This is a genomic window from Glaciecola sp. G7-5 (assembly GCF_055808975.1).
Genome location: NZ_CM147892.1, coordinates 2,463,881 through 2,476,435, shown reverse-complemented (window position 1 = coordinate 2,476,435; position 12,555 = coordinate 2,463,881). Strand labels below are relative to the sequence as shown.

General features: G+C 41.1%; 12 protein-coding genes. 4 read left to right on the top strand and 8 right to left on the bottom strand.

What is annotated here, in order from left to right; genetic code table 11:
- Genes AC0L6H_RS10910 through AC0L6H_RS10900 form a run of 3 tightly spaced genes read right to left on the bottom strand, consistent with a single transcriptional unit; the run spans nucleotide 1 to nucleotide 3,317 of the window.
- The gene (locus tag AC0L6H_RS10910) at nucleotides 1–1,140 is read right to left on the bottom strand and encodes a glycosyltransferase (protein WP_473394323.1); all 1,140 of its coding nucleotides are present in this window, start codon (nucleotides 1,138–1,140) and stop codon (nucleotides 1–3) included.
- A gap of 36 nt (nucleotides 1,141–1,176) precedes the next feature.
- Nucleotides 1,177–2,001: a glycosyltransferase family 2 protein gene (locus tag AC0L6H_RS10905; protein WP_473394514.1), complete on the bottom strand. Its 825-nt coding sequence runs from the start codon at nucleotides 1,999–2,001 to the stop codon at nucleotides 1,177–1,179.
- Between the two features lie 8 nt (nucleotides 2,002–2,009).
- Nucleotides 2,010–3,317, bottom strand: coding sequence for an O-antigen ligase family protein (locus AC0L6H_RS10900; protein ID WP_473394322.1), 1,308 nt, complete (start codon nucleotides 3,315–3,317; stop codon nucleotides 2,010–2,012).
- Nucleotides 3,318–3,480: 163 nt separating this feature from the next.
- On the opposite strand from AC0L6H_RS10900, the gene AC0L6H_RS10895 reads away from it, so the two are divergent.
- From AC0L6H_RS10895 to AC0L6H_RS10880, 4 genes are all read left to right on the top strand, one after another.
- Nucleotides 3,481–4,134 carry a transglutaminase-like cysteine peptidase gene (locus tag AC0L6H_RS10895; protein WP_473394320.1) on the top strand — a complete coding sequence of 218 codons (654 nt, stop codon included), beginning with the start codon at nucleotides 3,481–3,483 and terminating at the stop codon, nucleotides 4,132–4,134.
- A 35-nt stretch (nucleotides 4,135–4,169) separates the two neighbouring features.
- Nucleotides 4,170–6,107: a bifunctional diguanylate cyclase/phosphodiesterase gene (locus tag AC0L6H_RS10890; RefSeq protein WP_473394319.1), complete on the top strand. Its 1,938-nt coding sequence runs from the start codon at nucleotides 4,170–4,172 to the stop codon at nucleotides 6,105–6,107.
- A 163-nt stretch (nucleotides 6,108–6,270) separates the two neighbouring features.
- Nucleotides 6,271–6,888: a hypothetical protein gene (locus tag AC0L6H_RS10885; RefSeq protein WP_473394318.1), complete on the top strand. Its 618-nt coding sequence runs from the start codon at nucleotides 6,271–6,273 to the stop codon at nucleotides 6,886–6,888.
- A gap of 75 nt (nucleotides 6,889–6,963) precedes the next feature.
- Nucleotides 6,964–8,298 (top strand): O-antigen ligase family protein, encoded by a 1,335-nt coding sequence (locus AC0L6H_RS10880; RefSeq protein WP_473394317.1) that lies wholly within the window; start codon nucleotides 6,964–6,966, stop codon nucleotides 8,296–8,298.
- On the opposite strand, the gene AC0L6H_RS10875 is transcribed toward AC0L6H_RS10880, so the two are convergent.
- From AC0L6H_RS10875 to AC0L6H_RS10855, 5 genes are read right to left on the bottom strand one after another with little or no spacing between them, the layout of a single operon-like run.
- On the bottom strand, nucleotides 8,284–8,985 hold the full coding sequence (locus AC0L6H_RS10875; RefSeq protein ID WP_473394316.1) for a VpsP family polysaccharide biosynthesis protein: 702 nt from the start codon (nucleotides 8,983–8,985) through the stop codon (nucleotides 8,284–8,286). The two genes, AC0L6H_RS10880 and AC0L6H_RS10875, sit on opposite strands and share 15 nt — an antisense overlap.
- Complete coding sequence (locus tag AC0L6H_RS10870; protein ID WP_473394314.1) at nucleotides 8,982–9,710, bottom strand: tyrosine-protein phosphatase; 729 nt, start codon at nucleotides 9,708–9,710, stop codon at nucleotides 8,982–8,984. The genes AC0L6H_RS10875 and AC0L6H_RS10870 overlap by 4 nt, the downstream gene beginning before the upstream one ends.
- Entirely contained in the window at nucleotides 9,707–11,593 is a 1,887-nt protein-coding gene (locus AC0L6H_RS10865; protein ID WP_473394313.1) for a GumC family protein, read from the bottom strand. The genes AC0L6H_RS10870 and AC0L6H_RS10865 overlap by 4 nt, the downstream gene beginning before the upstream one ends.
- The gene (locus AC0L6H_RS10860; protein WP_473394312.1) at nucleotides 11,550–11,960 is read right to left on the bottom strand and encodes a Wzz/FepE/Etk N-terminal domain-containing protein; all 411 of its coding nucleotides are present in this window, start codon (nucleotides 11,958–11,960) and stop codon (nucleotides 11,550–11,552) included. Before AC0L6H_RS10860 ends, AC0L6H_RS10865 begins: the two co-directional genes overlap by 44 nt.
- A gap of 15 nt (nucleotides 11,961–11,975) precedes the next feature.
- Nucleotides 11,976–12,527, bottom strand: coding sequence for a polysaccharide biosynthesis/export family protein (locus tag AC0L6H_RS10855; RefSeq protein WP_473394513.1), 552 nt, complete (start codon nucleotides 12,525–12,527; stop codon nucleotides 11,976–11,978).
- Between the last annotated feature and the right edge of the window lie 28 nt (nucleotides 12,528–12,555).

The window sequence follows — 12,555 nt, the reverse complement described above, 5'->3', positions numbered from 1 at the left end:
CTATATCAATTGCCTAATCTCATCCCAATAGTGGCCGCTGATCTCATTTAAGGTAAAGTCCTGCGCCCTTTTCAATGATTGCATTGAATAGTGATTAACAAGTTCGGGATCTTCATATTGTGTCATTGCATTTGCAACGCTCTCAATGTCGCCTTCAGGTACTAATACCCCATATTCACAGTGACATGCTTCGTTTGCTTTAAAATGGTGGTGGCGTCCGAGTATTTCTGCAGGTCCAGAATCACAACTTGTAAATATAATGGCTTTTCCAAGCGCCATAGATTCTACCAAAGCGTTTGGGAAGCCTTCATTACGAGATGTTGCAATGTAGTAATCCGCCTTAGCAATGACAGGATGCGGGTTCTTTAAATAACCGGTAAAAATAACGCGTTCACTCAGCTGTAAGTGCTTCGCCAATTGGGATAGGGAATGGTGTAAATCTCCGGTACCAACTATGACCAAAGATTTACGTGTATTTGCGTTGGCAAAAGCGCGAATTAAGGTTTCATAATCTTTACTTTTGGTCAAGCGCCCAACACTGACCATATAGTTATCAGGTAAGGTCAGTGCTTGAGGCAATGCTTGCAAAGCTTGGCTTTGCAACAAGTCTATATCAAAAGGGTTATAAATCGTTTTCACTTTTTCCTGACTTAGCCTATAACGCTGAATCAAATCATAAGAAACGCCTGAAGAGACGCCCAGTACCAAATCATTTTTCGCATATAACAACCAAGGTAAAAATTCTGCGACTTTGGCTTTAAAGCCCGTAAATTGCGAACTGAGGTGAGACGAAAGGTGCATTCGTTCACACACTATTGACGCAGGATATCTAGACAAAGCTCTTAAAATAGAGTTCACGATGTTGGCCCGCACCAAAAAGCTGATAACAATACTCGGCTTAATCTTCAAAAAAAGTGCGTAGCATTGTTTTAGGCTTTTACTTAAAGAGCGCTTTGCCTCGAGTTGGTGAACTATTATCCCCTCAGGAATGATCTTTAAGCGGGGCTCATCATCAAGCAAGACTAAATGAACTCTTGCCTCACTAAGAATATTAGCAGGCACTGTTTTAAGAATATTAAATAAAGCAGATTCAGCACCACCACTGCCAATAGAGTTAATAATAAAAACAATATTTTTCATAAATAGGCAACATTTGAGTTAAACGTGAGTTCGCATTTAGCGCCACAGTTTGTTTAGGATAGTCATAATCGTTAATCGGATCCCAGCTATCTTGATTGATTTAAAAAACCAACGCAGTTTATCGGGTTTATGCTGTAAAAAAGTCAGCAATTGCTCAGCTACCCGTTTTTTAAAGTAATATTCACCCAACCAATCGCGATGCTTGTAAGCTGATGCCAGTCTTGCATCAGATTTATCCACGGTCATTTTTCTAGTAATGTCGCTTATCCCTTTTGGCGTATTTTTTCGATATTCAAATAGCGGCTCTGAAATATTGCCAATCGTCTCACCGCCAATGATCATATTCACAAATAAATCCCAATCTTGGCCATTTTGTAGTTCAGGATCAAAACGGTAGCTTTGCATGAGGGATTTTTTTGCTGTAAACCCACTAATTCCGCAAAACACATTACCAAGACGAAGGGCGTCCTCGGTCACTGTTTTTGCGTTATTGATCTCTTCTGTTTTGCTTCCTAACATGCGGTAGCCACATACTTGTGCAGCATATTCAGGATATATTTGGTATTGCTTGATATGGCTTTCTAAATAATGCGAAAGCCAAATATCATCGTCATCTAAAAATGCGACCAAGTCTCCACGAGCCTTTTCAATCCCAAAATTACGAGCAGCATTTGCCCCCACACTAGACGGCATACGATAGTATTCTACTGACGGATATTGCGCTAGCAACACTTGCAAGGCGCTTTGGCAATCGGGTGAAGAGGCGTCGTCAATAATCACTATTTGATCTGGCTGTCGAGTTTGCGCATGCACGCCAGCAAGAGCCTGTTCTAAGTACTCTGGGCGATTATAGGTAGTGATAATAACACTTACTTTGATAGCTTCATCCTCTCGTTGGCCGTAAGGTAATCATTGTCGCTACAGCCAAGCACTACACCAAAAATAATTGATAGAATAATTAGCCCTTCAATACTCCACAATGGCATGGTCGCCATATTCATAATTAAAAAGCCTAGTAAACTTCCCATTAATTTTGCTTTCGTAGCAGTATGTTTAATTTGAAACGCATTAACAAAGATACCAATAATAAATCCAGTAAAAGCCACTAGTCCAGCGTAGCCATACTCAAAGATATAGCTTATGTAGGTATTATGTGCGTATAAATCGAAGATTCCTTTCCACGATTCAGGGCCATGACCAATAATTTGATTCATGCGACTCGCGTTATAAACCTCCTCCATGTACTGACTCCAAATATATACTCGTGAAGAAAATATCGCTTTTTCAGATTGCGAGAAGTACGCTGGCGCTTTTAGTAGATCATTCCAACTACCCAGGAAAATAGAAATGTCTGCAAACCTGTCAGCCATATTCCCAGCTACAATATAAAAGCCCAAGGCAACGAAAACAGAAATAAAAGCAAAGGATACTAACTGATATTTTTTCCTAATTTTTTGTTGCGCACCGGCAAAAATAAACACAAATACAATAGGCAATATTGTAATCAGTGCAGTTCGGTAATTCACCATATAGAGCAGTAGTATAGCTATATAGAACCACAGCGTTCTGAATCTAAAGAATTTTTTGTCTATCAATGACACGATGAGGGCAAAACTAATAATAACCATAGAAAAGCCAGATTCGTGCCTGTAACCCCCAATATAACTGATTGAACCATCACGTTCAGTTGCTTTACTTTCGCCTAGCAAAATAGATAAGACCAACAAGGCAACGGGCAAATAGAATGCTTTTAGCAAAGCTAACAAGGTAGGATGGAGTGAATGAATACGCGCCGCTAAAAGGATCGCCAAGCTAAGTACAAAGAAATATGCCCATTTAACGATGACATTAAGCAAACCAATAATCTCTAGATTGTATAAACCACTTACAACAATGACTAACAAAAAAAGATATAGGGGAATAAGTTTGCGCAGCAAAAAACCACGAGCAGGTAAATAGAGGATGCCTAAAGCGACAACAAATACTGATCCTAAGGCGTTTATCGATAAGCCTGAAAATAAGGGTTGATGCGTGATGTCGTGGAAGGCTGAGAGCGCAAAGCGAAGCCAAATAGCGAACAACGCAAAGGCAAGCGGCCGAGAACAGTCTTCTCGAATTGCGTTGACAATGATAAGTGCGGTCACCATCACACAAATAACTTTTACAATTTCAAACACGAGTGAATAACTGTTCCTATAAATAAGGCAATATAAAGCCTTTTTACCTTACAAAAAAAGCTAGTGTAAACCAACACAGGTTTTTTCCCAATTTATTAAGGTTTATTGCCAAAAGCGCGATGAACTATATAGCCCTATTTTTTTCGCGAGCCGTACACTTATAATGAGACTAGCAAGATTACCGCAGATTATTTTGTTAGTACTCTTATGCACATCACAATTAAGTGTAAACGCTGCTATTCAATTTTCAGAATCATTGTTTGCAAGTATTTCTAAACAATACAATAAAACAGCTGAAATGCGCGTGCGCGCTTGGCAAAACTTAATCGACAACAGTAAAGATTTGCCAATAGAAGAACAGCTCTATAAGGTCAATCAATTTTTTAATCGCGTATCCTTCGTGGATGACCAAAGTCTTTGGAATAAACTCGACTACTGGGCCACGCCAATTGAGTTTTTGAGCCTAAATGCTGGCGACTGCGAAGATTTTACCATTGCAAAATATATGACCTTAATTGCCCTTGGCATTGATGATGAAAAATTACGCTTTATGTATGTTACCGTAAAAAGCCCTAGACAAGCGCATATGGTACTGGCCTACTATGAGAAGAAGAATGCCATCCCCCTCGTTTTAGACAACATCAACAAACGTATTTTACCCGCGAGCATGCGTGACGATCTTATGCCTATATACAGTTTTAATGGTGAAGGTTTGTGGCTAGCTAAAGAACAAGGGCGTGGCAGAAAAATGCAATCAAGTAATAATAATAAGTTGTGGGCGGATTTACAAAAGCGCATGCTAGCAGGCAACTATTAATGCCATCACACTATGAACAACAGCAAGGATTTACAATGTCACTATCGAAACAATTAGGTATCGGCTTTTTTTGTGTGGTGCTGCTGATGTTTATCGGTACTTTGTGGACGAATACAGCAAACACGCGCAACTTTATCGCGCTGCAACTTAGTTCTCATGCGCAAGATACTGCGACTTCACTTGGCTTGTCGGTAACGCCCTACGTTGCCAACGAAGAAGATTTACCCATCGTAGAAACGATGACCAATGCCATTTTTGATAGAGGCTATTATGCGTCAATCACCCTCAGCGACCTTGACGGCAATGTCATTATTGAGCGAAGTAACCCTGTTGCTTTTGAGGGGGTTCCAGTATGGTTTGTCAGTCTTTTTGATATAGCGCAACCAAGTGCAACAAGTGAATTGAACAATGGCTGGACATTAATGGGGAAGCTCACGGTGACCAGCAATACCGGGTATGCTTACCAGCAATTATGGGCAAATACCATGAGTAGCTTTTGGATTACTTTTTTGGTGTTTGGTGTCGCGCTTGTCTTTGTATGGTTACTCGTAAAACGAGTTATATCAGCCCCAATTAATGCCGTTATTGAGCAAACACAAGCGATTAGCCAACAGCAATTTGATCATACTATCGCGCTTCCAAAAACGATGGAGCTACGTAAAATTGTTAGCGCCATTAACTTCATGTCAAATAGGCTCTCAAGCTTGTTCAAACAATTAAGCGAACAATCTGAAAAATATCGCCAATTTGCGTATACCGACCCCGTAACCAAAGCAGGGAATCGTCGCGCCTACGAATTATATATAGGGCAATTACTGCGTAATGATGCTGAACATAACTCGGGCCACTTATTGCTAATTCGCGCCTCAAGCCTTGCGGATGTGCACAAAAGCTACGGTGGTGATATTGGCGATAACTATCTTATCGATATCTGTGAAAGCAGCAAAAAGACAATCGCTCAGCACTTTGACCACTTTTCAATCTATCGTATTAACGGCGCGGATTTTGGGCTATTGATTGAAAATACGAAAACAGACGACGTAGTTGCGCTAGCAAAAGCTTTAGCGCTTAACTATAAACGAATGGAAAAAAGTGAGTATAGCGAAGGCACCGCGCACATCGGTGTATCAGCGTTTAGTTTTAACGATGAATTGTCACAACTAATGGAGCGTGCAGATAATGCACTTAGCGTGGCCAAAGATAGTGAAAAACGTTGGGAACTAGCTGAAAACTTAAGCTTGACGCATAGCAACGAAGTATGGCGCCATAAAATAGAAGCGATAATAAGCGCTGGTACCTCCGACTTTGCCGCACAGGCTATTGTCAATCGCGAACAAGTTGTCGAATACAGTGAATGGTTTGCTCGCTTACCAAATGCTGAAAATAGCGCCAACATGCCCATGGCACAACTTATTCCCGCAAGCATCAGGCTAGATCATGCACAGAGTTTAGACCGCTTAATTGTCTCTAATCTACTGACTAAATTACATAGTTCTGACGCCAGCGTAGGGCTTAACTTATCTCGTTTGTCGGTATTTGATATTGAATTTATGGATTGGTTACTAAACCAATTAGCAGGTGCAGGCGAGCAATGCGAAAATTTAGTGGTCGAGATATCAGAACGCGCTTTGGTGCATGATATTGACGCTTTAGTGGCACAAACCAATCGCTTAAAAGCGTTGGGAATCAAAATTGCTGTTGAGCATTTTGGTGCTCAACTCGCAGGAATAAGGCATTTACGCAAACTAAAGCCAGACTATCTAAAACTAGATGGGCGCTTCACACGCAACATCCACAATGAGCTAGACAATCAGTTATTTATTCATTCCTTGGTAAATATTGCCCACGGCTTACACATAAAAGTTATTGCTGAAATGATAGAGACTGAGCAAGAAAAAGAATGGTTAATGCAGGCACAGGTTGATTATTTCCAAGGTTATTTTATTGCTTCGCCAACACCAATAGCTCAGTAATGTGCAATATATTCATGTACTTTGACGATTTACACTAGGCTTGTCTTGTTTGTCTAAAAAAATAACATAATAGCGTTTGCTTAGTTATTGTGCGATGAGATAAAATATAAAAACATTGGCTATTTATTCATCATTTAAGCGGTGCCAATATTTAGGGGTAGTTATGGAATTTCGAAAACTGATCATTGTGAACATGCTTGTTGTTATACTCGTTGCGATGTCTTGTGTTTCAGTTTTCGCGCAAAGCGATGGCAACAATTTTTTTGGTGATAAAGACCAACCTGGCAATCGTCTTCATAGTAATATTATGACCTTAGTTGAGGCAGGTTACGAATTACAACCAGCCATTAGCGAAGCAATCGACAATTCTTTAAGCGATAGCGACAACACCCTCAATGGAGAGTCGAAATCAGCAGTCGCCTTCGATATTCCTCTTGCCAATGACTTTTATACTCAAATGGTAAATATAAATAGTTTAATTGATGTCACCATTGGTCTAATTCAACAACATCCTGATAAGACTGTACACGTCATCACGCTAGGCGTTGTGCTCTATCCTGATTTCGTGCAAGAAGTATTTGATGGCGCAGCCCTATCAGGCACGATGCATGCTGATGATATACTCATTGCGGCATTGCAAGCTGGTGCCGACCCGAGCCGAGTATCTGCAGCAACAGCAGCTGGTGCGTCAGTTGAACCGCCCTCCTTTGCCCTCCCCTTAGGCGCAGGTATTGGGGCGGGTGGCACCGGTGGTGGTGATACTACTGCTTCTAGCAACTAGTAAGTCACGCTCATCAATCTCGCGCAGTCACACACCAACAAGACTTTTTATGCTCTTCTGGCAATTTTATTTTGCTTGCCTATTCCTCTTGGTGCCAATAGACCATGGGCTTGGAGTTTCTTTGAGTTAGCTATTTTTGCGCTGACTGCTTTTGTGCTCGTTAAAAATTGGAAGGTTGAAAAACTGGGAATTTCCCATTCAATTAATGCAATTTATTTTTGGCTTGCCTTCATTATCGTGTCTGCGATTCAAATTATTCCCCTACCACCAAGCGTTGTTAGTCTTTTATCACCAAGCTCTTTTGCATTATTTCAAGAGGTAGGTGCCCAAGATTATTTTATTTCTGTTGACCCTGGGCAATCGATGGTGAGCTTTATTAAACTGCTCAGCTATTTCTGCCTCTTCATTTGTGTTATTGCCCTTGTTAATAGCGAAAAACGCATTCGTATGTTACTGATGACAATTGTTGCAGCAGGCACTTTCCAAGCACTGTATGGTGCCCTTGAAATTTTACTTGGATCGTCCTCTAGCTTGGTCTTTGAGCTCGATGTTGGCGATGTTGCCACCGGCAGTTTCGTATATAAAAACCATTTCGCTAACTTTTTAATACTTTGTCTCGCCGCTGGCATCGGCCTGTTGGTTGCGTCTCTCGAAAAATCTAAATCTGGCTCGAGAAAAGAATTAATGCGAGGCATGATAAACACACTATTGAGTAGTAAGGTCGTTATCCGTATTTGTATTGCCGTGATGGTAATTGGCTTGGTTATGTCTCGTTCTAGGATGGGAAACACCGCGTTTTTTGTTAGCGTGGCGGTGGTAGGCGCAATTGCATTTGTACTCATCAAAAATCGAAGCAAAGGCTTAACAGTGTTAGTGGTGAGCATGTTTATTGTCGATTTATTTATAGTGAGTGCATACTTTGGTTTAGAGAGAGTAAAAGAAAGGCTTGCACAAACTAGCTTCACTGAAGAAACGAGAGACGAAATCGTACATGACGCTTACCCAATGATCGCAGATTTTCCATTATTAGGGTCAGGCGGTGGTAGTTTCTATTCCACTTTCCCAAGCTACAGGCAATCAGAAGTAAACGCATTTTATGACCACTTACATAATGATTATTTACAATTTATTATAGAGTATGGAATTGTTGGTTCATTGATATTGTTTACGCTGAGTATCTTTTGTATCTACAAATCCATGCGAGCAATGCGTATGCGTCGAAACTCCATTTTTAAAGGCAGTGGATTTGCCTGCCTAGTCGTATTCATGGGAATGGGTATACATATGCTGGTCGATTTTCCGTTGCAAGCCTATGCTAATGCAAGTTATCTCGTGGTATTTTTAGCCTTAAGCATGATCATTAACAGTCTTAAGCTGAATAAAAATGTGACGCCTTTACGGACACGGTAAATGTCTGTCTGCTGTATATTGATCTGTAATTGTCATCCACTTACAGACCTCTTCAATCGCACCTGTGAGCTTTACGAAAGATAAAATGACCGGCTTTGATTGTTGATTACGTAAACCCAATCTAATGCGCTCGCGCACAGTATCACTAATTACGGTGAACATAGGATGTTTTGCGTTGTAAAGAGTTATGCCAAGGCGCGCATACAATATATGTACTTCAACACTTTGCGGACCAAGTTCATTGGCTTTGTTTAGGTAGTGCAGCATTTCGTCATCAAACTCCTGTAAACGCCATTTTACCATTGCCAAATTTGCCCAAGTTACTGGCCATAGTGGCCGGGCTTTTGTAGCCATCAAATAATCCATTTTTGCGCGTTCTAAGCTAGCGAGATGATCAAAACCAGACACCGCCCCCCACTCGTTAATTTGTCCAGACAAATCCATGTACAAGGGGTTTGAACGATGCAGAGCATTCGCGGTATTAATTGCTTCTTTAGCTCGAGTAAACTCTTCTTTTGTTTGAATGCGAGCGTCAATTTGCCAGTCTTGTATGGTATTTCTTACCAAATAGTAGTCTAAACTAGCGGCCCCAAACCTAAACGCACTAAATATTCCCAAAACCACAATCAACAAAACGAAGCTAGCAAACAAACGCTCCCGTTTCACTAAATTGGCGAGTTTGCTCATTGCCAAACAATCTCTGCGGTAATGGTTTGCGGAACTTCCTTACACACTAACTCAGCTTCCTGTTGCCCCATTTTGTCACTGATTAGCTTATACGCTGCGAGCATGTCATTGGGACGGCCTTTCACGCTGTGCATATCTGATGCAATATAGTTGATTAGACCTTCGTCATGCATCGTCCACACAGTCTCTTCAACATTCTTTTTAAAACGTCCAATATAAGCACCCGCGGTCGCTTGGAAAACACAGCCTAATTGTTTCAACCAGCGCGCTTTACTATAGTTGTTAAGAATATCGCGATTTCTTTCTGGATGGGGAATGATGGGCTGAATGCCACGAGATAAAAGCCACTTAATCACGTTTTCAACTCCGGGAGGAATATGACTATGTGGTAGTTCTAACAACAATGCTGATTTACCCTGCCAAGTACCAATAAAGGGAAGCTCATCTTGTTTAATCCACGCCAACATTTCAGTACTAATGCGGACTTCACTTCCCATTGCCAGTTTAAGAGGTAAATTAGCTTGTTGAAAAGCATTTAAAGTAATATCAAAAGCCGCTTGAATCGTTTGCACATTGTTGTCAAATACACCAGGGTGAATATGCGGTGTACACATGACATGTGTGACTCCCGTCTCTATGCAATTTTGAGCGAGCGCAAGAGCGTCTTCCACGGTGCGAGCACCGTCATCTAACCCAACGAGAATATGGCTATGTAAATCAATCATACTGCAGCACCTTCTTTTTTAACATCGCCCTGAGGCGTATTATGATATCCATATTGGTCATAATAACCTGAATATTCGCCTGTTTTTTGTGCTTTTCTCAAATCTACTTGATTGAGCACAATTCCGTCAATTCGGTGGCCAATTTGCATGAAACGGCTAAGACCATTGTAAATAGTTTTGGCGTTTGTTGCGTCTGATTTAACCACATAAACCAACGAATCCGATAATTTAGACACCACAATTGCATCGCTCACCGCTTGTGTTGGCGCTGTGTCAATAATGATGTATTCGTAACGTTCGCGTAAACTCGTAATCAATTGTGCAAATTTTTCTGAGGCAAGGATTTCTTGTGGGTTTGGCGGCAAAGTACCTGCGCAAAGTATATCGATACTCGACGTTTCATCGCTAACGATACATTCATCAATTGCATGAGTACCCGCAACAACATTTACTAAGCCAGGCTGAAATCCCGGTAAGTCAAAACGTTTTGCTATTGACGGCTTGCGTAAGTCAGCATCAATTAACAAGACCTTATTGAGCTGACCAATTGCAAACGCAAGATTGACCGACACCGTACTTTTGCCCTCTTTTGGTACACTCGAGGTGACCAGTATGGTTTGCGATGGCTTATCGATATTTATCAACTGCAAACTGGTACGTATCGTCCTAACCGCTTCACTAAACAAATGGTTTTGAGACTCAAAAAAGTGACGAAGCGGCAGGTTTTGATGTTTTTTATGTTTTTGCCATGGAACGATGCCGAGCATGCGTTGACCAAGTTTGCGTTCAACATCATCAACAGAACGAATACCGCTATTTAACGCTTCAATACTTAAGGCGAGAAAACACCCAAAGGCAATGCTTAAAGCAAAGACGGCAAAAATAATCAGGGTAACTTTTGGCTCAGAAGGGACAACCGAGGCGATTGCAGGATCAAGCAAACGTGCATTTGCTGATTCAAAACCACCCAATTGATCAGTCTCTTTTAAACGGGTAAAAAATGAATCGTATAATTGTTGGTTGATATCAACATCACGCTGTAACGCACGACGCTGGTTCTCAAGACTGCTAAGTTTTCTAAAATTGCCTTTGGCCTGTTCAATGTCATTTTTTAAGGCATTCACTTTGGCCTGAGTAGTTAAATATTCATTAGTAATACCCGACACCAAAATACTAATTTGTTTTTGTAAACTCGTACGCAAAGAATTTAATTCTGCAATCGCGGCAATCATTACAGGGTGTTTAGGACCGTATACTTCACGTAGCTCTGATACCTTGCTTTGCGCTACTACTTCCTCACGTTTGACCGACTGGATGGTTGGATGATTTAACACGTCTGGTACTGTGGCCAGTTCGGCTAAGCTGACATTCTGACGATTTACTTGTTCATAAATAGCTTGGTTTCGTTGTAGGGCAACTTGCGCTTCAATCAATTGATTGTTGAGCTTTTGTAACTCATCAGAGGCTAAGCCAGCCACCCCGTCAACATTTACAAGCTGCTCACGCTCATCAAACAAAGCGAGGGCTTTTTCTGCGCTATCTAACTTTGTTCGTAAGCCTTGTAAACTTTCATTAAGCCAAGAAGTTGCTTTGGCCGTCATCTCAAGCTTTGCTTGCAAATAACTTTCTATATACACGTCAGCAACAGTATTGGCGACTAAGGCAGCAAGCGCTGGGTCTTCATTCACAAAGGTGATAGACACAACTTGCGTATTCACTAAAGGAGAAATCTTTAAATCTTCCATTAGGCGGGTGGCTGCAAACTTACGTTTGGCCTGTTCGAGTTCTTCGTCGGTCTTTTCAAGCTCTTTGACTTGAGGCAAAAAAGGAAGTAGCGCTTTAAAGGAGCTCTTTAGTATCTTGTATAAAACGTTTAAAGCCACTTTTATTCGCCTCAAATACATCTAGGTCAAAAGATGCTTCGTCTGTCAGCGATAATTTATCAACAACACGCTGCGCGATTTTACGCGATCTTAAAATTTCGTATTGTGTTTGAAAATATTCTTTACGACTTGAATCTAAGCCATAAATTTCTTCGATTGACAAAACATTAGCCTGTTCTGCTTCAATCAATAATGAGGCTTTGGATGAATAACGAGGGGTCATTGACAAAACAAGTAACGATACCAACACAGTTACCGCAATCGCAAGGCTTAGAATACGCCACTTATAGGTCTTAAGAGTGTGTATAAGTTGACCTATATTAACAGTTTCATTTTCGTGAATGCGATTTTCAGATGATTTGGCCACTAGCTACCCTTTCGCTTAGAAGAAACGTGCTTGCACGGTAATACTATCACCGGGCATAATTATATCGTTGGCACCTAGTTCGAGCGTGAGTTCTTCACCTTTCACGTTGCGCCGCACAATCATTTGCCCCTTAGTTGATGCTCGCTCTGTGTAGCCACCGGCTAGTGCTGCTGCTTTATCTACACTCAAACCCGGTTGATAAGGGTAACCTCCAGGACGTTTTACTTCGCCATCAATAAAGAACGGACGATACTCCAATACAGTGACTGATACCGACGGATTAACCAAATAATCTCCACGCAAACCGCTATCGATTAATTGTTCGACTTGATTCACGGTTCTACCCACTAAAGTAATATCTCCTAAGAAGGGATAGCGGATGACGCCAACATTTGAAAGTCTGGTTTCTACGGTTAAATCACTCTGTCCAAACACGGTGATACGCACCATATCTCCTGAGCCTAAAGTATATTCGATATCATTCAACTGCGCATTTGCGTTTGTAGATAAGGTAATACTTATACTCAAAAGTAAAGTCCACAGAGCAGCAACAAAGATGCTGCGAATAGAAAGTTGTTTCAAAATTACGAATGAA